The organism is Phocoenobacter uteri (assembly GCF_900454895.1).
GTDB classification, from domain to species: Bacteria; Pseudomonadota; Gammaproteobacteria; order Enterobacterales; family Pasteurellaceae; genus Phocoenobacter; species Phocoenobacter uteri.
The window spans coordinates 1788203-1811841 of record NZ_UGTA01000001.1; the positions used below are offsets into that span (position 1 = coordinate 1788203).

Below are 23639 nucleotides of genomic sequence, written 5' to 3' on the forward strand. Positions count from 1 at the left end.
ATGGTTAAGCCTCTCGGGCAATTAGTACAGGTTAGCTCAACATATCACTATGCTTACACACCCTGCCTATCTACGTCTTAGTCTCAAACAACCCTTACTGACTTATAGTCAGGGAGAACTCATCTCAAGGCAAGTTTCGTGCTTAGATGCTTTCAGCACTTATCTTTTCCGCATGTAGCTACCCAGCAATGCCTCTGGCGAGACAACTGGAACACCAGTGATGCGTCCACTCCGGTCCTCTCGTACTAGGAGCAGCCCCTTTCAATTCTCCAACGCCCACGGCAGATAGGGACCGAACTGTCTCACGACGTTCTAAACCCAGCTCGCGTACCACTTTAAATGGCGAACAGCCATACCCTTGGGACCTACTTCAGCCCCAGGATGTGATGAGCCGACATCGAGGTGCCAAACACCGCCGTCGATATGAACTCTTGGGCGGTATCAGCCTGTTATCCCCGGAGTACCTTTTATCCGTTGAGCGATGGCCCTTCCATTCAGAACCACCGGATCACTATGACCTACTTTCGTACCTGCTCGACATGTCCGTCTCGCAGTCAAGCTTGCTTATACCATTGTACTAACCTCACGATGTCCGACCGTGATTAGCAAACCTTCGTACTCCTCCGTTACTCTTTGGGAGGAGACCGCCCCAGTCAAACTACCCACCAGACACTGTCCGAGACCACGTTTCGTAATCTTCGTTAGAACATCAAACGTTAAAGGGTGGTATTTCAAGGACGACTCCATAACAACTGGCGTTGCTACTTCTAAGTCTCCCACCTATCCTACACATTAAAATTCAAGGTTCAGTGTCAAGCTATAGTAAAGGTTCACGGGGTCTTTCCGTCTAGCCGCGGGTACACCGCATCTTCACGGCGATTTCAATTTCACTGAGTCTCGGGTGGAGACAGCCTGGCCATCATTATGCCATTCGTGCAGGTCGGAACTTACCCGACAAGGAATTTCGCTACCTTAGGACCGTTATAGTTACGGCCGCCGTTTACTGGGGCTTCGATCAGGAGCTTCTCTTTCGATTACACCATCAATTAACCTTCCAGCACCGGGCAGGCATCACACCCTATACGTCCACTTTCGTGTTTGCAGAGTGCTATGTTTTTAATAAACAGTTGCAGCCAGCTGGTATCTTCGACCGGTTCAACCTTCACCCGTAAAGGGCTACAATCTACGCCGGCGCACCTTCTCCCGAAGTTACGGTGCTATTTTGCCTAGTTCCTTCACCCGAGTTCTCTCAAGCGCCTGAGTATTCTCTACCTGATCACCTGTGTCGGTTTACAGTACGATTTATAATAACCTGAAGCTTAGTGGCTTTTCCTGGAAGCGTGGTATCAGTTACTTCAACGCCTTAGCGTCTCGTCATCACTTCTCGGTGTTTAATAGAATTCCGGATTTGCCTAAAATTCCCACCTACCGGCTTAAACAGGGCAATCCAATACCCTGATAACCTAACCTTCTCCGTCCCCACATCGCAGTTATTACAAGTACAGGAATATTAACCTGTTTCCCATCGACTACGCTTTTCAGCCTTGCCTTAGGGGTCGACTCACCCTGCCCCGATTAACGTTGGACAGGAAACCTTGATCTTCCGGCGAACGAGTTTTTCACTCGTTTTATCGTTACTTATGTCAGCATTCGCACTTCTGATACGTCCAGCAAACCTCTCGATTCACCTTCATCCGCTTACAGAACGCTCCCCTACCCAACAGAATAAATTCTGATGCCGCAGCTTCGGTGCTATATTTGAGCCCCGTTACATCTTCCGCGCAGGCCGACTCGACTAGTGAGCTATTACGCTTTCTTTAAATGGTGGCTGCTTCTAAGCCAACATCCTAGCTGTCTAAGCCTTCCCACTTCGTTTCCCACTTAATATAGACTTTGGGACCTTAGCTGGCGGTCTGGGTTGTTTCCCTCTTCACGACGAACGTTAGCACCCGCCGTGTGTCTCCTGAGTATCACTCTTTGGTATTCGTAGTTTGCATCGGGTTGGTAAGCCGGGATGGCCCCCTAGCCGAAACAGTGCTCTACCCCCAAAGGTGTCCGCTCAAGGCTCTACCTAAATAGATTTCGGGGAGAACCAGCTATCTCCCGGTTTGATTGGCCTTTCACCCCCAGCCACAGGTCATCCGCTAATTTTTCAACATTAGTCGGTTCGGTCCTCCAGTTAGTGTTACCCAACCTTCAACCTGCCCATGGCTAGATCACCGGGTTTCGGGTCTATACCTTGCAACTAAACGCCCAGTTAAGACTCGGTTTCCCTACGGCTCCCCTATTCGGTTAACCTTGCTACAAAATATAAGTCGCTGACCCATTATACAAAAGGTACGCAGTCACAACACAAAGTTGCTCCTACTGCTTGTACGTACACGGTTTCAGGTTCTATTTCACTCCCCTCGCAGGGGTTCTTTTTACCTTTCCTTCACAGTACTAGTTCACTATCGGTCAATCAGGAGTATTTAGCCTTGGAGGATGGTCCCCCCATCTTCAAACAGGATATCACGTGTCCCGCCCTACTTATCGTTAGCTTAGTTCCACAATTGTATTTTCAGATACGGGGCTATCACCCTGTGTCGCGAAGTTTCCCAACTTCTTCTCTTAATACTACTGCTAAAACTAACTGGCTCTTCCGCTTTCGCTCGCCGCTACTCACAGAATCTCGGTTGATTTCTTTTCCTCGGGGTACTTAGATGTTTCAGTTCTCCCGGTTCGCTTTAATAACCTATGTATTCAGTTATTAATAATAGGTTCTTCACCTATTGGGTTTCCCCATTCGGAAATCTTGGAATTATCACGTTTCTTATCAACTCTTCCAAGCTTATCGCAGATTAGCACGTCCTTCATCGCCTCTGATTGCCAAGGCATCCACCGTGTACGCTTAGTCACTTAACCATACAACCTCAAGTGCTTTCACACCTAAAGTTGTCATTAAACAACTCAAGTTCGTATGTTGCTTTTGTTCAACATACTATTTTTTAGTTTCTTACTCAGACTTCATAAAGATTTAATATTCAATTCATCAATTTAAGTTAATAAATTAAACATCAAACTTGAAAGTCTTCAGTTTTCAGCTTGTTTCCAATTTTTTAAAGAACAATAAGATAACAAATATCTTTAAATGGCGTCCCCAGGGGGATTCGAACCCCCGTTACCGCCGTGAAAGGGCGATGTCCTAGGCCTCTAGACGATGGGGACAACATTTAGAGATACTCTTATCTCTTTTATTGTCTCTTATTACTTCATCAAACAATCTGTGTGAACACTCGCTGTCGCTTATTCAGGTAAGGAGGTGATCCAACCGCAGGTTCCCCTACGGTTACCTTGTTACGACTTCACCCCAGTCATGAATCATACCGTGGTAAACGCCCTCCCGAAGGTTAAGCTATCTACTTCTGGTACAACCCACTCCCATGGTGTGACGGGCGGTGTGTACAAGGCCCGGGAACGTATTCACCGCGACATTCTGATTCGCGATTACTAGCGATTCCGACTTCATGGAGTCGAGTTGCAGACTCCAATCCGGACTTAGACGTACTTTCTGAGATTCGCTCACCCTCGCAGGTTCGCCGCCCTCTGTATACGCCATTGTAGCACGTGTGTAGCCCTACTCGTAAGGGCCATGATGACTTGACGTCGTCCCCACCTTCCTCCAGTTTATCACTGGCAGTCTCCTTTGAGTTCTCAGCATTACCTGCTAGCAACAAAGGATAAGGGTTGCGCTCGTTGCGGGACTTAACCCAACATTTCACAACACGAGCTGACGACAGCCATGCAGCACCTGTCTCATAGTTCCCGAAGGCACAAGCTCATCTCTGAGCTCTTCTATGGATGTCAAGAGTAGGTAAGGTTCTTCGCGTTGCATCGAATTAAACCACATGCTCCACCGCTTGTGCGGGCCCCCGTCAATTCATTTGAGTTTTAACCTTGCGGCCGTACTCCCCAGGCGGTCGATTTATCACGTTAGCTACGGGCGCCAAGCTTAAAGCCCAACCCCCAAATCGACATCGTTTACAGCGTGGACTACCAGGGTATCTAATCCTGTTTGCTACCCACGCTTTCGCACCTCAGCGTCAGTCTCTCTCCAAGGGGCTGCCTTCGCCTTCGGTATTCCTCCACATCTCTACGCATTTCACCGCTACACGTGGAATTCTACCCCTCCCTAGAGGACTCTAGTCGCCCAGTCTCAAATGCAATTCCCAAGTTCAGCTCGGGGCTTTCACATCTGACTTAGACAACCGCCTGCGTGCCCTTTACGCCCAGTTATTCCGATTAACGCTCGCACCCTCCGTATTACCGCGGCTGCTGGCACGGAGTTAGCCGGTGCTTCTTCTGCGACTAACGTCAATTGCTACACCTATTAGATATAGCACCTTCCTCATCGCTGAAAGAACTTTACAACCCGAAAGCCTTCTTCATTCACGCGGCATGGCTGCATCAGGCTTGCGCCCATTGTGCAATATTCCCCACTGCTGCCTCCCGTAGGAGTCTGGACCGTGTCTCAGTTCCAGTGTGGCTGGTCATCCTCTCAAACCAGCTAGAGATCGTCAGCTTGGTGAGCCTTTACCTCACCAACTACCTAATCTCACTTGGGCTCATCTTATGGCATGTGGCCCGAAGGTCCCACACTTTAATCCGAAGATATTACGCGGTATTAGCTACAGTTTCCCGTAGTTATCCCCCTCCATAAGGCAGATTCCCAAGCATTACTCACCCGTCCGCCACTCGTCAGCAAAGAAAGCAAGCTTTCTTCCTGTTACCGTTCGACTTGCATGTGTTAAGCCTGCCGCCAGCGTTCAATCTGAGCCATGATCAAACTCTTCAATTAAAAGTTTAATCGCTCAATAAACTGACATAGAATTTTTATTAAATAAATTTTCAGTGACACTTATTAAGACTTTAATTTCAAAATATTTTTTAAATAAGTCAAATCAACAAGTGCCCACACAGATTGTCTGATAAATTGTTAAAGAGCAAAAAAATCAACGACGCACCTAGTAAACTTTCTTTCTTCACAACAGTGCGTCGTTGTGTGTGGCGTATTATAGGGATTTTAAAAAACTACGCAAGCACTTTTTGCAAAAAAGTTTAAAAAAATTGAACAAGAGATTAAATTTAATTCAAAACGATGTTTTTTTGTAAAAATTAGATAAAATCTAACCGCTTCAATCCATTTTTGATCATTATATTTTCTTGGTCTTTTATGTTTTTTGTGACTTTGGTGCAGTAAGCAATGTTATCAAAAGAGGATTTTTCAGCTATTTTTTTTGTTTTTAATAAGAATTCCACTCTATTTGCTATCGCTTTTCCTGAATCAATAAAGTTTTTTACCTGTGGGAGCAATTGTTGTAGCTCTTTTTTGACTACTGGAAAGTGGGTACAACCTAAAATAACAGTATCTAATTTTGGATTAGATTGCCACGTTGCAATAATTTCTTGTAATTTTTCACTATCGACCGTATTTGTTTGCATTTTTTGTTCAGCCAATTCTACTAATGTAGTAGATCCTATTTTCTCGACAACACACTCTTTGGCATAGCTATCTATTAGCTCTTGAACATAACGACGATTCACTGTTCCTTTTGTTGCTAATAATCCTATTGTTTTCGTCTGTGAGATCTGTGCAGCAGGTTTTATAGCTGGAACTGTTCCTACTACTTCTATATCAAATTTTTTTCTTAATGTAGGCAATACAACAGTACTTGCGGTATTACAAGCGACAACGACAAGATCAAGCGGGTGTTTTTTTATAATTTTTTGCACAATATGTTCTGCTCTTGCTACAAGCTCGCTTTCCGATTTTTCTGAATAAGGAAAATAAGCATTATCAAAACAATATATATAGTAGGCATTTGGAATTTTCTTGCGGATTTCATCATAGATGGTTAATCCTCCCATTCCTGAATCGTAAATAAGGATTGTTGGTTTCATTTTGTCAGTAATTGTATTTTAGTATCTGAGTAAACTAATTTTTGGATTCTACTCTCTTCTTTTTTGTCATTCAAATACAACACTATGATTTTTCTCTTAATCTAATAATTGATTGTTGATAAGCCTGTGGCATAATAAAGCAACATTTTAAACAGTAACAAAAAGAGAAAAATATGAAATTTGAAGAAATCCTTCCAAGATTAAAACAGGGCGAGAAATTTGTGAGACAAGGCTGGGGCGGTTTAGAGGAATATATTGTATTAAAAGATACCAAAACCCTCGATGGACAAAAATTTACCCCCTATTTTGTGATTTCGGTAAAAGGCGAAGGTTATTCAATGTTTCAACCAACAGTATGCGATATTTTAGCGACGGATTGGATTGAAGTGAAATGACGATAAAAGTTGGTGTTCAACACTGTGTAAATAAAACGCCGACCGTGATTATCACGGGGGCAAGCTCGGGTATTGGAAAGGCACAAGCGGTCGCGTTTTTAAATCACGGTGCTTTTGTTATCGTCATAGATAAAGCACCTATTTCCATAGAACATCAAAATATCCTTAAAATTACCGCTGATATTTCTCAAAAAGCAGAAGTAGATAAGCTGTTTGAGATTGTTGCTGAGAAATTTTCTCAAATAGATGTACTTTGCAATACGGCTGGGATATTAGATGAGTTTAAAAATATAGAAAATACCGATATAGAATTATGGGATAAGGTTATTAACACTAATGTTCGTTCTATGTTTCTTATCACAAAAGCATTTATCCCTCTTTTATTAAAAGCCCCTTCTTCACGTATTATCAATATGGCGTCTATTGCAGGGCTAACCACAGCAGGTGGGGGAATTGCTTATACGGTATCCAAACACGCGGTTATCGGTTTTACAAAACAGCTAGCCTATGAATATCAAGGCAAAAATATCAGAATCAATGGCATTGCACCTGGTGCAATTAGAACAAAAATGACGGAGCCTGATTTTGCCCAAGAGGCAGAATTAGCTCGTTGGGTTCAAAATGAAACCCCCATTAAAAGATGGGCTGAACCAGCAGAAGTTGCCAATCTCACACTTTTTTTAGCCAGTGATCAGGCTGATTATATGCACGGTACAATTTTAACAATGGACGGTGGCTGGACAATAAAAGGATAACAACAGATTTTTAAGCTCAATATTATTTAAAAGAATTGATTTTTTTATACTTATGGAGACTTTATTATGTTAGAAATTCTTATTGCATTAGCAGTAACTTCGGTGGTTGCTTACTTTGTACTCAAAGGCTACAAAGCCCAAGCAATCTTAATTTTTGGTGGTATCCTTTTAATGCTTGCCTCAATGTTACTGGGAAAAGGGTTACCCCTTCCGGAAAGTAAATCCACAGGCTCGCATTTATTAGATATTTTCCACTTCATCAAAATTACCTTCTCTTCTCAAAGTGCCGGACTCGGCTTAAAAATTATGGCAATCGCAGGGTTTGCTTTCTATATGCACGAAATCGGTGCCTCTGCCTCATTGGTGCGAGTATTAACTAAACCGCTAGAAAAAGTTAGCCATATGCCGTATTTCTTTATGGCGTTATGTTTCTTTGTCGGCGAGTTTTTATCTATCTTTATTACCAGTGCCTCAGGGTTAGGGGTGCTTTTAATGGTAACGCTCTATCCCTTAATGCGTGGCGTAGGATTAAGCCCACTTACCGCTTGTGCACCCATTGCGACTGCGGTTGCCGTAGAAATGGGACCAGCACAGGGGAATGTGAACTTTGCCGCAGAATTGATCGGCATTGATGTGGTGGAATATGTGGTTAATTATCAAGTATTAGTCGCTGTGGCGTCATTGGTTGTGATCGCATTTTTACATATTGTGGTACAAAAATATTTTGATAAAGCAGAAGGCTATCAACATACTGGTAATATTGAAGATGTGCGAGTTGATGCAAAAACTCAACAAGATTTAGAAAAAGCACCGACCATTTATGCTATTTTACCGATCATTCCATTAGTGCTTATTTTTATGTTTAATAAGCTCACTATTAGTAGCATAACAATGGACGTAACCACCGCAATGCTGGTTTCTGTTGTGATTGCATTAGTTTTTGAATATTTCACATTAGGCAACGCCAAAAAAGTGATCGATTCTATCCAAATTTTCTTTGATGGAATGGGCAAACAATTTGCAAACGTAGTGACTTTCATTGTGGCAGGTCAAACCTTTGCACAGGGCTTAACGACGATTGGCGTAATTGACATTATTATTAAAAGTGCGGAAACCGCAGGTTTTGGGGCTATCGCAATGACCATTGTGATGGTGTTAATTATTATGATTACCTCTGTGTTAATGGGATCAGGCAACGCCGCATTCTTCTCATTTGCAAATTTAGTTCCAGAAATAGCCTCTAAAATGGGCATTGCACCAGTAATGATGTTACTCCCAATGCAATTTGTGGCAGGATTAAGCCGTAACATCTCGCCAATTGCACCAAATATGGTGGCAATCGCAGGGGTCGCGAATGTATCGCCATTCGCTCTTGCAAAACGTACCGCAATCCCAATGCTCGGCGGTATCATTATTTCAACTCTCGTGAGTATTATGACTTTCTAGGAGATCCAAAATGAATATTTTTATGTTAAGTAACGGAAAATTGCCAAACTCAAAAGTATTACTTGAATATGCCTTACCTGCGATTATTCCGTGTTTCAAAGCACAAAAAATCAAAAAAGTCGTGGTCATTCCTTATGCTGTTATTCGTCTGAGTTATGATGAACGCGTACAAAGCGTAAAAGACGCCTTAGCGGAATTAGACGGCTTAGAAATCAAAGGGATTCACGAATTTGCCGATCCTGTGCAAGCCATTTATGATGCTGACGCGATTATGGTAAGCGGTGGCAATACATGGCACTTAAACAAATGTTTACACGATAATGGTTTAATTGAGCCAATTCGTGACAAAGTGTTAAATCAAAATGCGGTTTATGTTGGCTGGAGTGCAGGTTCTGTAATTTGCTCGCCAAATATGTGTACCACTAATGATATGTGCATTGTTGATGCAGCGATTACCCCATCACTTAATCTTGTGCCATTTCATATCAACGCCCATTATATTGATGCCACGATTGAAAATCATATGGGCGAGACTCGTGATGAACGCATTGAAGAATTTTGTATCCGCAATCCACACAAATCGGTAATAGGTCTTCCAGAAGGAACGTGGTTGCATTTAAGCGATAACGGATTAACTTATCATACACCGAATAATAAACCTTATACTTGGTTTCAGTTTGGGCAGGAAAAACAGAATTTTACTGAAACGGATATGACTCGCTTTATGCAAGTAAATTTATAAGCGGTTATATTTTTATTAAAATTTGCAAATCCCACAATTTTTCAAGATTGTGGGATTTTTTGATGTTAATTTTTATAACCTTTTACTAAATAATGGCTTTGCCAATATAACAATAGAAGTAGAAATAACGCTTGAAAAGATATTGGCGATAAACGTTGAATTAAATAAGGAAGAAATTCATAAATATAAACAAGGTAATGATTGTGTTAAAGTGACAACTTTAATATCAAATCTCACCCCTAATAACCGCATTCGTTGAATGACCTTTTTATTATCTTGGGCATTCATCATTTCTTGTAGTAAAAAATGAGCGATCATCGTTTCTCTTGTTAAAATACAGATACTATAAAAACAAACTAATCATAATTAACAAGATGAGTAACACTTTTATAATCCTTTATTTATATAAAATTATTTTAAGCAGCATAACTAAATCATTATTCCTATGCACTAAGTAATATATTACAGTTTATTTCTTTGACAACTTTCTCTATAATGCACCCTCACAATGTTCTTTAAAATCTATCTGGTGGAATTATGAATCCTATGTTAAACATTGCTATTCGTGCAGCACGAAAAGCAGGAAATATTATTATGAAAGGCTATGAGCAATCAACGAAAGATACTGAAGTTGCTCAAAAAGGTACGAACGACTATGTCACTGCTATCGATAAAGCGGCAGAACAAGCGATTATTGAAGTCGTACATCAATCTTATCCTGATCACGCAATTATCGGCGAAGAGTCAGGGTTAATCGCAGGCAAAGAAAGCAATGTGCAATGGGTAATTGATCCATTAGATGGTACAACCAATTTTGTACATCGTTTCCCCCATTTTGCGGTTTCTATCGCAATTCGTGAAAATGGCATCACCACTGTGGGTGTGGTTTACGATCCTATCCGTAATGAATTATTCACTGGCGTACGTGGCGAAGGTGCAAAATTAAATGAGTTCCGTTTACGTGTTGATAACAAACGTGACTTAGCGGGTACTGTTTTAGCAACAGGTTTCCCTTTTAAAACCCCAAGACACTGCCCTGCTCACTTAAATATGATCGAAGCGTTAATGGAAAAAGGCGTTGCTGATTTCCGTCGTACTGGATCAGCGGCATTAGACCTATGTTATGTCGCAGCAAGCCGTGTTGATGGTTACTTTGAAATTGGTTTAAAACCTTGGGACTGTGCCGCTGGCGATTTAATCGCACGTGAAGCAGGTGCATTAGTCACTAACTTCGTTGGTGGTACTGACTACTTAACCTCTGGCAACATCATTGCCGGTAATGCACGTATCGTAAAAGAAACATTAAATAGCATTAAGCCTATTTTAACTGACGATTTAAAAAAATAACCCTTAAATAAGCGGTCAAATTTTTGATAAAATTTGTAAAAAATCATTAAAATTTGACCGCTAAACCAGAAGACTGCTATTTATGCAAAATAATTATCCACTTTTAAGCCAAATCGATTCGCCTGATGAATTACGTTTACTTTCAAAAGACAAACTTCCTGAACTTTGTACTGAATTACGAAGCTATCTTCTTGAATCCGTTAGCCAAACAAGTGGACATTTAGCCTCTGGTTTAGGTGTCGTTGAACTAACCGTTGCGTTACACTACATCTTTAATACCCCTTTTGATCAGTTGATTTGGGACGTGGGTCATCAAGCCTACCCCCATAAAATTCTAACGGGTCGTCGTGAGCGAATGCACACCATTCGTCAAAAAAACGGTTTACACCCTTTTCCGTGGCGTGAAGAAAGTCCTTATGATGTGTTAAGTGTTGGACATTCTTCCACCTCTATCAGTGCAGGCTTAGGTTTAGCCATTGCTGCTGAAAAAGAAAATGCAGGGCGTAAAACGATTTGTGTGATCGGAGATGGTGCAATGACCGCTGGAATGGCGTTTGAAGCACTGAATCATGCAGGGGCATTACATAATGATATGTTAGTTATCTTAAACGATAATGAAATGTCGATTTCTGAAAATGTTGGAGCGTTAAATAATCATCTCGCCCGCATTCTATCAGGCGAGCTTTACACGACTTTCCGTGAAAGCAGTAAAAAAATTCTCTCAGGTTTACCGCCGATCAAAGAATTTGTGCGTAAAACCGAAGAGCATATGAAAGGCTTTATTTCCCCTGTCGGTACCATTTTTGAAACCCTTGGTTTTAATTATATTGGACCAATTGACGGACACGATATTGACGAGCTAATCAGCACCTTAAAAAATATGCGTAATCGTAAAGGTCCGCAATTACTGCATATTATGACCAAAAAAGGCAAAGGCTATAAACCCGCTGAGCAAGATCCGATTAGTTTTCACGGCGTACCAAAATTCGATCCAACAAATGGCACGTTACCGCAATCAAAAACCACCAAAACCTATTCTGATATTTTTGGAGATTGGTTGTGTGAAATTGCAGAGCAAGATGAAAAATTGATTGGTATTACGCCAGCAATGCGTGAAGGCTCTGGAATGGTGGAATTTTCTAAACGTTTTCCAAAACAATATTTTGATGTCGCCATTGCTGAACAACACGCCGTTACTTTTGCAACAGGATTAGCGATTGCTGGTTATAAACCTGTAGTTGCGATTTATTCTAGCTTTTTACAACGTGCTTACGACCAAGTGATTCACGATGTCGCCATTCAAAATTTACCAGTTATTTTTGCGATTGACCGAGCTGGTATCGTTGGTGCAGATGGACAAACCCATCAAGGGGCATTTGATTTAAGTTTTATGCGTTGCATTCCAAATCTAACCATAATGACCCCAAGCGATGAAAATGAAATGCGACAGATGTTATATACTGCTTATAAAACCAATTCGCCAATGGCAATTCGCTACCCTCGTGGTAATGTGAAAGGCATTGAATTACAAGCATTAACAGGCGTAGAAATCGGTAAAGCAAATAAAATTAAACAAGGTCAAAAAGTGGCTATTTTAAATTTTGGTACCCATTTAGAAAGTGCCAAAAAAGTCGCAGAAAAACACGATTACACCCTTATTGATATGCGTTTTGTAAAACCATTAGATGAAGCAATGATTGCTGAGCTAGCCAATTCTCACGAGCTATTAGTGACCCTAGAAGAAAATGCTATTCAAGGCGGTGCTGGCAGTGCGGTTAATGAATATTTGCAAAAAATCAAAAAAATTAAACCGCTTATTATGTTGGGCATTCCTGATGAATTTATCCCACAAGCGACCCAAGATGAAAGCTATGCAGATTTAGGGCTTGATGCACAAGGAATTGAGAAAGTGATTAACCATTATTTTAGTGACTGCTAATCAAGATTAGCTTATTAAAAAGAAGCTTACGGCTTCTTTTTTTTATGCCTAATAAAAACCCTCTTGCCAATCACAATTTCATTATTTAATATTAAACTACATTTCAGCGAATATGGTCGTAAATAAAATGAAGCTTAGTTATGTCATATTATATGGATTTATCTTCTATATTTTTTCAAGTTTTGTTTATCCCTCTTTACCTTTTGAAATAAACCGATATATTGCCGCTCCCATACTCGGATTATTTCTTATTTTAATTAGCATTCTAATAGAAAAATATTTTACAAAAAAATTATAATTATTCACTATATTGAAGGAGCAATAATAATGAACAAAATACTTTTTATATTATCCATTTCCTGCTTAGTTTCTTGTACGACAACAGAAAAGCTGTTACCAAATACCAATGAATTAGAATGTTTCCACGAAGTCATCGGTGAAAATTATCTGAAAAGAACACAAGGACTTCCCACTGATTCCGCTTTAAATAAAGTGGAATATGATCGATGTATTAAAAATCATTTTTAGATTTTAAATAAATAATCGTATCGTTATGGGAGGATTTTAAAATATAACCCAATAAAAGAGAGGCTGGCGGAATATAAAATACGTCACGACAATAAACAAAGAGTCCCTCCAACTAAAATAATTTTTTTCTTGTCATAATTATCCCCAAATACACCAATTATTGGCATAATTAAAATATAAGAGATCACATCTAAGGCATAAGAAAATGAAACCATTAAGACAGATCCCGTTAATTTTAATACCATAAAAACGATATGCTATACCCCAATGAAGACCTAAAATAAGAAAAGTTTATTTTTCTGGAGATTTTTTCTCCTTTATTATATTAAAGTACTGCATAAAAAAACATATAATTTGCATTGTAATATAATTGTAAAAAAGAAGAAATAAGAGATCTTATGAAAAAACAAGCAATTTTTGCAAAATCCTGATAAAAAATGACCGCCTATTTTAAGATCTTATTCCATTTTTGAGGCTTTTTTAAGCATTTAAAATGTGGATAACTAGGGATCTAAACTGTGTTTAACCTTAGATCTATTATTGAATAACTTTATAAATATATTTACCTGTGGATAACTACCTATGTTATACACAAGAATGATCCTGTTTAAAAGATAGTTTTATACAGATCTTAAGATCCTTTAACTTAATGATCTATAAAATAAATTTAACGTTATACACAAAAGATCATTTTACTAATAATCATAATAATAAAGATCTATATATAAATATATATTATTTATTAGTACTCGCTTATTTTTCCTTTTACTCCTCAAAAAATTTTACAAAATAGCTTTTTTAAGATCTGAAAAATTCAGGTAGAATGATCCCCTAAATTAAGAATTGAAAAAAGAATAAATTTAAAGGTTAAATATAAAATATGATTTATCAACAAATATACGATGTCATTGTAATTGGTGGAGGACACGCGGGTACTGAAGCGGCACTTGCTCCTGCTCGTATGGGACTAAAAACGTTATTATTAACACACAATATTGATACATTAGGGCAAATGTCTTGCAACCCTGCCATTGGCGGAATTGGTAAAGGTCACTTAGTGAAAGAAGTGGATGCAATGGGGGGGTTAATGGCAAAAGCAACGGATCTGGGTGGGATTCAATTTCGTATTTTGAATAGCAGTAAAGGACCCGCAGTACGTGCGACACGTGCTCAAGCAGACCGTGTACTTTATCGCCAAGCGGTGAGAACAGCCCTTGAAAACCAAGAAAATTTAGATATTTTCCAACAAGAAGTGGTTGATATTTTAGTTGAAAATGATCGTGCGGTAGGTGCAGTCACTAAAATGGGCTTAACTTTTAAATCTCGTTCCGTTGTATTAACAGCGGGGACGTTCTTGAAAGGTAAGATCCACATTGGAATGGAAAATTATGCCGGTGGACGTGCGGGTGATCCTGCTTCAAATAGTCTATCGGATCGTTTGCGTGATCTGAATTTAAGAATTGATCGCTTAAAAACGGGTACGCCACCAAGAATTGATGCAAGAAGTATTGATTTTTCGGTATTAACAGAGCAAAAAGGCGATCAAAACTTGCCTGTAATGTCATTTATGGGAGATGTGGATCAACATCCACAACAGATTTCTTGTTATATCACGCACACTAACGCACAGACCCACGACATTATTCGTGCTGGATTAGATCGCAGTCCACTTTATGCTGGTGTGATTGAAGGCGTTGGACCACGCTACTGCCCATCTATTGAAGATAAAGTAATGCGTTTTGCTGATCGTGATAGCCATCAGATCTACTTGGAACCAGAAGGTCTGACCACAACTGAAATTTACCCTAACGGTATTTCAACCAGTTTGCCTTTTGATGTGCAACAAAAATTAGTCAATTCAATGAAAGGCTTGGAAAATGCACGCATTATGCGACCTGGTTATGCCATTGAGTATGATTATTTTGACCCGCGTGATTTAAAGCCTACCTTAGAAACCAAAGCAATTGCAGGATTATTCTTTGCTGGGCAAATTAACGGTACGACAGGTTATGAAGAGGCAGCTGCTCAGGGAATGCTCGCAGGGATTAACGCAGGTTTACAGGTGCAAGGTAAAGAGAGCTGGTATCCAACTCGTGATCAGGCTTATATGGGCGTATTGGTTGATGATTTGTGTACGCTTGGCACAAAAGAACCATACCGCTTATTCACTTCTCGTGCGGAATACCGTTTATTGCTGCGTGAAGACAATGCAGATATTCGTTTAACACCGATTGCCCATAAATTTGGCTTGATTGATGAGGCTCGTTGGGTACGATTTAATCAAAAAATGGAAAATATTGAGAAAGAGCGTGAGCGTCTAAAACAGATTTGGATTCACCCAAAATCACAATATTTACAAGCCATAAATGAATTGGTTAAAACGCCTTTAACTCGTGAGGCAAGTGGCGAAGATCTATTACGTCGTCCAGAGGTAAATTACCAAAATTTAACTCAATTAGACCCTTTTTCTCCTGCCATTGAAGATAAACAAGCAGCGGAACAAGTGGAAATTTCGATTAAATATCAAGGTTATATTGAACATCAATTAGCGGAAATTGAGAAACAAAAACGCCACGAACATACAGAAATACCAGCAGATTTTGATTATGCGAAGGTTGAAAGTTTATCAAATGAAGTGCGTGCAAAATTAGTGGAGCATAAACCGGTTTCTATCGGACAAGCATCACGTATTTCAGGTATTACCCCAGCAGCGATTTCAATTCTACTTGTTTCATTGAAAAAACAAGGTATGTTGAAAAGAGGGGAATTGTAATGAATATTGGCAAAGCCGAAGCCTTGCTTAATGAACTGGATATTAAGATTTCAGCTGAACAAAAAGAAAAATTGTTCAAGTTTGTTGCACTACTAGATAAATGGAACAAAGCATACAATTTAACTTCGGTGCGTGATCCAAATGAAATGTGGGTAAAACATATTCTAGACAGCTTAGTGGTTAGCCCACACCTTGTTGGATCTCGTTTTATTGATGTGGGAACAGGACCAGGATTACCTGGTATTCCCCTTGCGATCATCAATCCTGATAAAGAATTTGTACTACTGGATTCGCTGGGTAAACGCATACGTTTTATTGAGCAAGTTTTATTACAGCTTGGTATTAAAAATGTGACCCCTGTACAATCTCGTGTAGAGGAATATCAACCTGAACAAGGTTTTGATGGCGTGTTAAGTCGTGCTTTTGCATCACTTTCTGATATGGTGCATTGGTGTGAGCATTTACCGAGTGAAAAGGGTAAGTTTTATGCGCTAAAAGGAATTTATAAACAGGAAGAAGTCACTGAAATAAAAGATAAAATTAAGCATATTGATGTTATTCCATTACGAGTACCAAGCCTAAACGCGGAACGTTGTTTATTGGTGTTTAAGTAGCTAGCCTGCTAGTTTATAAAAAAACAAGCGGTCATATTTTTGAAACTTTTTGCAAATTTTTTCAAAAATATGACCGCTTTATATTAGGTAAAATTTAGATTTATTCTTCGTCTTCTTCTGGCTCTTCTTCCAGTGGTTCTGGCGATAAAATAATGCCTGTTAAATCCGCATAAACATAGTCTTCAGGGAAGAAGGTTACACCACCAAAATTAACAGGGGTATCAACTTCGCCAATACTAGTTTGCTCTGCACCTACAGGGATTGGTGCAAGGGCTTGGATACCGATTTCAAGGGTTTCCAAAATATCAATTTGGCGAACTGCACCATAAACAATGATACCTTCCCAACCATTTTCAGCGGCTAATGTTGCTAATTCAGCGTCAATTAAGGCACGTCTTACAGAGCCACCCCCATCAACTAATAGCACTCGTCCTTCGCCATTTTCTTCTAACACTTCGCTAATAAGCCCGTTACTTTCAAAGCATTTAACAGTGGTGATTTGACCAAAAAACGCACTGTTGCCACCAAATGTTGAGAACATTGGTTCAACTACGTCAAGTTGATCGCCATAAAGATCACAAAGTAAAGAAGTATCGATATTCATAAGAAATCCTATTTAAAAGATGAATTTGAGTGTCAGTATAGATCTCTTTATTTAATAACTCAACATTTTACAAAAATTGTTTTATTTATGACCGCTTTTAGCTAGTAACTTAGGTACAAGTTTAGTATAATCAGAAACCTTTTCTATAATTTATATAAATTTTTTGGAGTAAATAATATGGCTCGAGTAACGGTACAAGGTGCAGTTGATAAAGTAGGTAATCGTTTTGATTTAATTTTAATGGCAGCACGCCGTGCAAGACAATTACAACTTAATGTTCGTGAACCATTGGTTGAAGAAGAAGACGATAAACCAACTGTTATTGCATTACGTGAAATTGAACAAGGTTTAATCAATAACAACGTAATGGATCAATTTGAAAATAGCGATGCAATTCAAAAAGAAGAAGCTGAAAAAGAAGCCATTTCTTTTTTAACTGAATTAAAAGATCAAGAAATTGAATCAAAAGCAGAATAAGATTAGGTGTTAATCGTGTATCTGGCTGAGGTTTTTGAAGAGTTAAATCAGGTTGTTAAAACCTATTTACCTGCGGATAAAGTAGCATTGATAAAAAAAGCATTTATCGTGGCTCGAGATGCTCACGAGGGGCAGTTTCGTTCAAGTGGCGAGCCTTATATTTGCCACCCAGTCGCTGTTGCTATTATTATTGCTCAGATGAAGCTCGATCACGAGGCTGTAATGGCAGCCTTGTTACACGATGTAATTGAAGATACACCTTATACGGAGCAAGAACTTGCTGATGAATTTGGTGTGAGTGTGGCGGAAATTGTACAAGGTGTATCAAAATTAGATAAATTGAAGTTCCGCACACGCCAAGAAGCCCAAGTCGCTAATTTCCAGAAAATGGTATTAGCGATGACAAAAGATATCCGAGTGGTTTTAATTAAACTGGCGGATAGAACGCATAATATGCGAACGTTGGGATCACTACGTCCTGATAAACGTCGCCGTATCGCAAAAGAAACCCTTGAAATTTATACGCCTCTTGCTCATCGTTTGGGATTAGATAACTTGAAACGTGAGTTAGAAGATCTCTGCTTTGAAGCTCAATATCCACACCGCTTTCAAGTATTGAAAACAGCAGTAGAACACGCAAGAGAAAATCGTAAGCGTTTAATTGAGACAATTTGTAACGAGATTCAGGAGCTATTAGATAAAGCTAATGTTCAGGGTTATGTTTACGGTCGTGAGAAAAATATTTATACCCTTTATCAAAAAATGCGTCAGAAAGATCAGCATTTTCAATCTATTCTAGATATTTATTCATTCAGAATTGTGGTGGATTGCATTGATAGTTGTTATCGCACTTTGGGATTATTGCATTCATTATATAAACCTCGCCCAACCTTAATTAAAGATTATATTGCTATACCGAAACCGAATGGCTATCAATCTTTGCATACTTCGATGTTTGGGCATAAAGGTATGCCGATTGAGGCTCATATCCGTACCAAAGATATGGAGCAAATGGCCGTAATGGGGGTTGCAGCACATTGGAGCTATAAAGATGAAGCTCACACCAGTGTTCAGTTGCGAGCCAACAAGTGGTTACAAAGTATTGTTGAATTGCAGCAAAGTGTTGAAAATACAGAAGAATTTATTGAAAATGTAAAATCAGATCTTTTTTCTGATGACATTTATGTATTCACGCCAAAAGGTCGAATTATTGAATTGCCTGCTAATTCAACCGCGATTGATTTTGCCTATGCGTTACATTCAGATATTGGGCATAGTTGTGTCGCGGCCATTGTTGATCGTAACCCTTATCCACTTTCTAAGCCTTTAAAAACAGGGCAGACGGTTAAAATTGAAACAGAACAAGGTCATCTTCCTGATCAAGAATGGCTAAATTTTGTAGTAAATGCCAAAACTCGCTCTAAAATTAGACACGCCTTAAAAATACAAACTGAGCAACAATAATAAGCGGATAAATTTTGCAAAAAGTTTGTAAAAAATAACCGCTTAAATTTGTGATCTATATCAGAAAATCAACATTATATTATTCCTTTCTTTTTTAGGCAGTGATACTATTTCAACGTTATCTTTTTTATAAATTGAAGGAGTATTCTATGGAATTTCGTACTGAACACGATACTATGGGCGAAGTAAAAGTGCCTGCTCATCGTTATTGGGCTGCTCAAACTGAACGCTCGCGTAATAACTTTAAAATTGGTGAAGAAGCATCAATGCCAAAAGAAATTATTGAGGCATTTGGTTATTTGAAAAAAGCGGCGGCTTTTGCTAACTGTGATCTTGGCGTGTTACCAACTGAAAAACGTGATTTAATTGCAAAAGCGTGCGATGAAATCTTAGCAAATCAATTAGAAGGTGAGTTCCCACTTGTAATTTGGCAAACAGGTTCTGGTACACAGTCAAATATGAATGTGAATGAAGTGGTGGCAAACCGTGCTCACGTTTTAAATGGCGGTAAATTAGGTGAAAAAAGTGTTATTCACCCAAATGATGATGTGAATAAATCACAATCTTCAAACGATACTTACCCAACCGCAATGCACATCGCTGCATACAAAAAAGTGGTTGAGCATACACTTCCTGCATTAAGAAAATTACAAAAAACCTTTGCGGATAAATCAGAAGCATTCAATGATGTGGTTAAAATTGGTCGTACTCACTTAATGGACGCAACCCCATTAACCTTAGGACAAGAATTCTCGGCTTATGCGGCACAGCTTTCATTTGGTATCAAAGCTCTTGAAAATACCTTACCACATTTAAGCGAGTTAGCATTAGGTGGTACTGCGGTAGGTACAGGTTTAAATACACCAAAAGGTTATGATGTAAAAGTAGCGGAATATATTGCACAGTTCACTGGTTTACCATTTGTGACTGCACAAAATAAATTTGAGGCATTGGCAACCCACGACGCAATCGTAGAAACACACGGTGCATTAAAACAAATCGCAATGTCGTTATTCAAAATCGCAAATGACGTGCGTTTATTAGCCTCTGGTCCGCGTAGTGGTATCGGCGAAATCTTAATTCCTGAAAATGAACCAGGTTCATCAATTATGCCAGGTAAAGTAAATCCAACACAGTGTGAAGCATTAACTATGGTGGCAGCACAAGTGTTAGGTAACGATACAACCATTTCATTCGCAGGTTCACAAGGTCACTTCCAGTTAAACGTATTTAAACCTGTGATGGCGTTTAACTTCTTACAATCTGCCCAACTTTTAGCAGACGCGTGTTTATCATTTGATGAGCATTGTGCAAGTGGTATCGAGCCAAATCATGCACGCATTAAAATGCAATTAGAAAATTCACTGATGTTAGTGACTGCGTTAAATACCCATATCGGTTATGAAAATGCGGCGAAAATTGCAAAAACTGCACACAAAAATGGCACAACATTAAGAGAAGAAGCAATTAACTTAGGCTTAGTGACTTCTGAGCAATTTGATGAATGGGTACGCCCAGAAGATATGGTTGGAAGTTTGAAATAAACACTAACAGTTTATTTTAATAAATGTTAAAAATATGGTCGCTTGGTTATCTGAGCGACCTTTTTTATCTGATTAGCCTTTCCTGTAATTTTAGGAACAAAAAGTTATTTAATATGATTATAAAAAAATAAAAAAGACGCTATACTTAAATTGTATAACGTCTTTTATTTTTAAAATTTAACTGTTATTTTTTATGTAAAAATTTTGGTAAATCTTCTACTTTTTCACAGTTTAACTGTTCCATTACTTGTTGGAATTCACGTTTTAAGATCCAAGCAGCTTGATCGCCACCTTTTGTACCTAATGCACCTGTTCCATACATAAATGGACGACCTAAGAAACAGAAATCCGCACCGCTTGCAAGCACGCGAGCCATATCTGGACCATTACGCATACCGCCGTCCATCATAATGGTAATTTTACCTTTGAATTTCTCAACGATTGGACCTAAGGTTGAAATTGAGCTTGGACCAGCATCTAATTGGCGACCACCGTGATTAGATACGATGACACCATCTAAGCCTAAATCTACACAGGTTTGTACATCTTCAACGCTTGCAACACCTTTAATAACGATTTTACCTGGCCAGATTTTTTGAATGTCTTTAATTCGCTCAACGGTTAATTTACCATCAAAGAAATCATCCATAAATAGACCTAATTGACGTAAATCCATACCACCTGGCATATATTTTTCTAAGGTTTTAAAGCTTGGCATTCCACGATTTTCAATGCCATTCACTCTTAATGATTCTAATGCCCAAGTTGGGTGTAATGCTGCATTCACGATGTTACGAAGCATCATTTTTGGTGGCATACCGAAGCCATTGTAAATATCTTTTGGACGATATCCGAATGTTGGTACATCTGATAATAAGCAAAGTACACGACAGCCGTTATCCCAAGCACGTTTTAAAATATCTTCACGATATTCTTTATTTTTTGGATAATAAAGTTGGAACCAGAAGTTACCTTTTGTGATTTCAGCACATTCTTCAATAGACATTGTCGTTACTGTTGAAAGCATAAATGGAATGTTGAAATCAACAGAGGTTTTAGCAAGAATTTGTGCAGTATTTGGCCACATTAACGACTGTAAACCAACCGCAGTGATACCAAATGGGGCATCATAGGTTTTGCCAAAAAGTTCTGTTTTCATAGAAACTTCTTTTAAATCAGTTAAGTAAGTTGGCATTAACTCAATATCACGAATCTCTTTGGTATTTTTATATACGTTTAGATCTTCGTTACAACCTTCGGTTAAATATTCGTAGGCGAATTTTGGCATACGTTTTTTTGATTTAACACGAAGATGCTCAATACTTGGATAATCTGGATTCATTTGAAAACTCATCATTTTCCTCTCTATATTATTATTGTTACGAAGGCTTGCTCACTTTTGCGAACAAACCTTATTTATGAATTTGTAAATTTTTATGTAAATCTGACCGCTTATTTATACATTAAAGAACAGCGGAATAACAAACGAAGCACATAACGCAGCGATGATACCATAAACAACCATTGGAACGATGGTTTTCTTGATGATAACACCTTCTTGCTTATCAATATTCAATACTGAGCTTACGGCGATGATGTTGTTAATACACACCATATTACCCATTGCTCCACCCACTGATTGTAATGCAAGTACTAAGGTTGCCGATAGACCAGTTAATTCAGCGGTTGATAGCTGTACACTACCAAAGGTCAAGTTAGATACGGTATTAGAACCTGAGAAGAATGAACCTACCGCACCTAAGAATGAGGCAAAGATTGTCCAGTATTCCCCTGTTGCTTCTGCAAAACTTTTACCGATAATTTTCACCATTGAACCGTCGCCACCCACTAACATCAATTTAACCATAATCAATGCTCCAACTAGAGCTAAGAATGGGTTACGTGTTTGTTTTAAGCTATCTGCAAATACCGTTTTAGTTTTTCCGAAAGACATTGCAAATAATGGTGCAACTAACAGTACCGTAATGATAAATGGAATAAACGCTGGTACATAAAGGGCTTTATAGCTTGCACCAATTGACGAACCAAAGATACTTTTTAAACTCAGAATTAAACTTTGGCTTACTTCAAAGTGACCAAGTGAACCTAATTGAACACTGAACCATTCTGTTGAGCTGGTTAGCATTGCTTTAAAGGGTAGCTGTTTAATACGCGTAATAATTAAGATGAAAATAAGCATTCCAGTTGGTAATAAAGCTTTCATTACTTCTGCTTTACTTACTGCATTGTCATCTAAGTTATTTTCAACTTTTGCCAAACCAATGCCTTTATTTGCTACAAATACAGAGATAAGTAAACCAATTGCACCACCAACTAATGATGGGAATTCATAGTTTACTTGAGCGATTAGTAAATAAGGGACAACACAGGCAAAAACACTGATATAAATAAAGACAATGTTTTTACGGATTTCTTGCCAGCTAACGATCATACGTAATGCCATAATCGGGATAACGAGAGCAGCGATTGTGTGAACTAAGGCTGTCATTGAGCCAATTTCTAAAATTTGTGCGTCGCTTAAATTTAATGGGCCGAAACCAAACCACGTTGGCGTACCTACCGCACCAAATGATACTGGCACAGAGTTCATTACAAGTGTTAGCATTGCCACGCGTAAAGCAGGGAAACCTAAACCAACTAAGATAGGTGCTGCGATAGCTGCAGGTGTACCAAATCCACTCGCACCTTCAATCATAAATGCAAATGCCCAACCGATAATCATAAGTTGTGCTACTGGATTTGCGTTAATATTACCTAACCATTTACGCAAGGTATTCGTTACCCCTGATTTTTCAGAGAAACGGTTAAATAAAATTGCCCCAAAAATAACAGTGATAGGGGTTTGAACAGAAATAAGTGCTGAAACGATGTTCGCACTAATAGTAGTAATATCTGTTTCAAAGAAGATCAGTTGAACGATAAGGACAACTGCTGCAATCCAAGGCAGAGCAACATAAGAAGGAAGAGCATTACGTTTCACCATAAGGTAAATCAGTAATATGATAGGAAAGATACTAAGAAAAAGAGCCATAAAGCCACTCCAAAAAATA

General features: G+C 39.0%; 15 protein-coding genes, 1 tRNA gene, 2 rRNA genes and 1 pseudogene. 11 read left to right on the top strand and 8 right to left on the bottom strand.

Annotated elements, in window-relative coordinates; translation table 11 throughout:
* From DYE60_RS08285 to murI, 4 genes are all read right to left on the bottom strand, one after another.
* Nucleotides 1-2904: ribosomal RNA gene (locus DYE60_RS08285) — 23S ribosomal RNA — on the bottom strand.
* Between the two features lie 227 nt (nucleotides 2905-3131).
* Nucleotides 3132-3207 (bottom strand) — tRNA-Glu (locus tag DYE60_RS08290).
* A gap of 87 nt (nucleotides 3208-3294) precedes the next feature.
* Nucleotides 3295-4837: ribosomal RNA gene (locus tag DYE60_RS08295) — 16S ribosomal RNA — on the bottom strand.
* The 16S and 23S rRNA genes sit together here with 1 tRNA gene alongside, the layout of an rRNA operon.
* Nucleotides 4838-5154: 317 nt before the next feature.
* Nucleotides 5155-5940: a glutamate racemase gene (gene murI / locus DYE60_RS08300; RefSeq protein ID WP_115316129.1), complete on the bottom strand. Its 786-nt coding sequence runs from the start codon at nucleotides 5938-5940 to the stop codon at nucleotides 5155-5157.
* A 173-nt stretch (nucleotides 5941-6113) separates the two neighbouring features.
* Here murI and DYE60_RS08305 point away from each other — a divergent pair, with 173 nt between their 5' ends.
* From DYE60_RS08305 to pepE, 4 genes are all read left to right on the top strand, one after another.
* The gene (locus DYE60_RS08305) at nucleotides 6114-6335 is read left to right on the top strand and encodes a DUF2829 domain-containing protein (RefSeq protein WP_115316130.1); all 222 of its coding nucleotides are present in this window, start codon (nucleotides 6114-6116) and stop codon (nucleotides 6333-6335) included.
* Entirely contained in the window at nucleotides 6332-7090 is a 759-nt protein-coding gene (locus DYE60_RS08310; RefSeq protein ID WP_115316131.1) for a 3-oxoacyl-ACP reductase, read from the top strand. Before DYE60_RS08305 ends, DYE60_RS08310 begins: the two co-directional genes overlap by 4 nt.
* Nucleotides 7091-7156: 66 nt before the next feature.
* Nucleotides 7157-8536: a C4-dicarboxylate transporter DcuC gene (gene dcuC / locus DYE60_RS08315; RefSeq protein ID WP_115316132.1), complete on the top strand. Its 1380-nt coding sequence runs from the start codon at nucleotides 7157-7159 to the stop codon at nucleotides 8534-8536.
* 10 nt (nucleotides 8537-8546) lie between these two features.
* Nucleotides 8547-9278: a dipeptidase PepE gene (pepE, locus tag DYE60_RS08320; protein ID WP_115316133.1), complete on the top strand. Its 732-nt coding sequence runs from the start codon at nucleotides 8547-8549 to the stop codon at nucleotides 9276-9278.
* 177 nt (nucleotides 9279-9455) lie between these two features.
* On the opposite strand, the gene DYE60_RS10245 is transcribed toward pepE, so the two are convergent.
* Nucleotides 9456-9596: a hypothetical protein gene (locus DYE60_RS10245; protein WP_172460394.1), complete on the bottom strand. Its 141-nt coding sequence runs from the start codon at nucleotides 9594-9596 to the stop codon at nucleotides 9456-9458.
* A 219-nt stretch (nucleotides 9597-9815) separates the two neighbouring features.
* Here DYE60_RS10245 and suhB point away from each other — a divergent pair, with 219 nt between their 5' ends.
* The 4 genes from suhB (at nucleotide 9816) to rsmG (ending at nucleotide 16479) form a co-directional block, all read left to right on the top strand.
* Complete coding sequence (gene suhB, locus DYE60_RS08325; protein WP_115316134.1) at nucleotides 9816-10625, top strand: inositol-1-monophosphatase; 810 nt, start codon at nucleotides 9816-9818, stop codon at nucleotides 10623-10625.
* Between the two features lie 82 nt (nucleotides 10626-10707).
* Nucleotides 10708-12564, top strand: coding sequence for a 1-deoxy-D-xylulose-5-phosphate synthase (gene dxs, locus DYE60_RS08330; protein WP_115316135.1), 1857 nt, complete (start codon nucleotides 10708-10710; stop codon nucleotides 12562-12564).
* Between the two features lie 1408 nt (nucleotides 12565-13972).
* Nucleotides 13973-15865 carry a tRNA uridine-5-carboxymethylaminomethyl(34) synthesis enzyme MnmG gene (mnmG, locus tag DYE60_RS08340; RefSeq protein ID WP_115316137.1) on the top strand — a complete coding sequence of 631 codons (1893 nt, stop codon included), beginning with the start codon at nucleotides 13973-13975 and terminating at the stop codon, nucleotides 15863-15865.
* On the top strand, nucleotides 15865-16479 hold the full coding sequence (gene rsmG / locus DYE60_RS08345) for a 16S rRNA (guanine(527)-N(7))-methyltransferase RsmG (protein ID WP_115316138.1): 615 nt from the start codon (nucleotides 15865-15867) through the stop codon (nucleotides 16477-16479). Before mnmG ends, rsmG begins: the two co-directional genes overlap by 1 nt.
* A gap of 100 nt (nucleotides 16480-16579) precedes the next feature.
* Here the strand turns inward: rsmG and rraA are convergent, their stop codons facing one another.
* Nucleotides 16580-17083, bottom strand: a complete 504-nt coding sequence (gene rraA, locus DYE60_RS08350; protein ID WP_115316139.1) for a ribonuclease E activity regulator RraA — start codon at nucleotides 17081-17083, stop codon at nucleotides 16580-16582.
* A 177-nt stretch (nucleotides 17084-17260) separates the two neighbouring features.
* Between rraA and rpoZ the strand changes: the two genes are divergently transcribed.
* The 3 genes and pseudogenes from rpoZ (at nucleotide 17261) to fumC (ending at nucleotide 20568) form a co-directional block, all read left to right on the top strand.
* Nucleotides 17261-17560: a DNA-directed RNA polymerase subunit omega gene (rpoZ, locus tag DYE60_RS08355; protein ID WP_115316140.1), complete on the top strand. Its 300-nt coding sequence runs from the start codon at nucleotides 17261-17263 to the stop codon at nucleotides 17558-17560.
* A gap of 21 nt (nucleotides 17561-17581) precedes the next feature.
* Nucleotides 17582-19003 (top strand): annotated as a pseudogene (locus DYE60_RS08360) (RelA/SpoT family protein); the annotation flags it as partial.
* Nucleotides 19004-19173: 170 nt separating this feature from the next.
* Nucleotides 19174-20568 (top strand): class II fumarate hydratase, encoded by a 1395-nt coding sequence (fumC, locus tag DYE60_RS08365; RefSeq protein ID WP_115316142.1) that lies wholly within the window; start codon nucleotides 19174-19176, stop codon nucleotides 20566-20568.
* A gap of 184 nt (nucleotides 20569-20752) precedes the next feature.
* Here the strand turns inward: fumC and DYE60_RS08370 are convergent, their stop codons facing one another.
* Together DYE60_RS08370 and DYE60_RS08375 are read right to left on the bottom strand one after the other, a co-directional pair.
* Entirely contained in the window at nucleotides 20753-21925 is a 1173-nt protein-coding gene (locus tag DYE60_RS08370; protein WP_218563624.1) for an alpha-hydroxy acid oxidase, read from the bottom strand.
* Nucleotides 21926-22024: 99 nt separating this feature from the next.
* A complete protein-coding gene (locus DYE60_RS08375; protein WP_115316144.1) occupies nucleotides 22025-23620 on the bottom strand; it encodes an L-lactate permease in 1596 nt (531 codons plus the stop codon).
* Between the last annotated feature and the right edge of the window lie 19 nt (nucleotides 23621-23639).

Excerpts from the sequence above, each read along its gene's own strand:
- dxs (WP_115316135.1), top strand. The coding sequence starts at position 10,708 with ATGCAAAATAATTATCCACTTTTAAGCCAAATCGATTCGCCTGATGAA.
- DYE60_RS08305 (WP_115316130.1), top strand. The coding sequence starts at position 6,114 with ATGAAATTTGAAGAAATCCTTCCAAGATTAAAACAGGGCGAGAAATTT.
- rpoZ (WP_115316140.1), top strand. The coding sequence starts at position 17,261 with ATGGCTCGAGTAACGGTACAAGGTGCAGTTGATAAAGTAGGTAATCGT.
- dcuC (WP_115316132.1), top strand. The coding sequence starts at position 7,157 with ATGTTAGAAATTCTTATTGCATTAGCAGTAACTTCGGTGGTTGCTTAC.
- DYE60_RS08310 (WP_115316131.1), top strand. The coding sequence starts at position 6,332 with ATGACGATAAAAGTTGGTGTTCAACACTGTGTAAATAAAACGCCGACC.
- murI (WP_115316129.1), bottom strand. The coding sequence starts at position 5,940 with ATGAAACCAACAATCCTTATTTACGATTCAGGAATGGGAGGATTAACC.
- rsmG (WP_115316138.1), top strand. The coding sequence starts at position 15,865 with ATGAATATTGGCAAAGCCGAAGCCTTGCTTAATGAACTGGATATTAAG.
- fumC (WP_115316142.1), top strand. The coding sequence starts at position 19,174 with ATGGAATTTCGTACTGAACACGATACTATGGGCGAAGTAAAAGTGCCT.
- pepE (WP_115316133.1), top strand. The coding sequence starts at position 8,547 with ATGAATATTTTTATGTTAAGTAACGGAAAATTGCCAAACTCAAAAGTA.
- DYE60_RS10245 (WP_172460394.1), bottom strand. The coding sequence starts at position 9,596 with ATGATCGCTCATTTTTTACTACAAGAAATGATGAATGCCCAAGATAAT.
- rraA (WP_115316139.1), bottom strand. The coding sequence starts at position 17,083 with ATGAATATCGATACTTCTTTACTTTGTGATCTTTATGGCGATCAACTT.
- DYE60_RS08375 (WP_115316144.1), bottom strand. The coding sequence starts at position 23,620 with ATGGCTCTTTTTCTTAGTATCTTTCCTATCATATTACTGATTTACCTT.
- suhB (WP_115316134.1), top strand. The coding sequence starts at position 9,816 with ATGAATCCTATGTTAAACATTGCTATTCGTGCAGCACGAAAAGCAGGA.
- mnmG (WP_115316137.1), top strand. The coding sequence starts at position 13,973 with ATGATTTATCAACAAATATACGATGTCATTGTAATTGGTGGAGGACAC.
- DYE60_RS08370 (WP_218563624.1), bottom strand. The coding sequence starts at position 21,925 with ATGATGAGTTTTCAAATGAATCCAGATTATCCAAGTATTGAGCATCTT.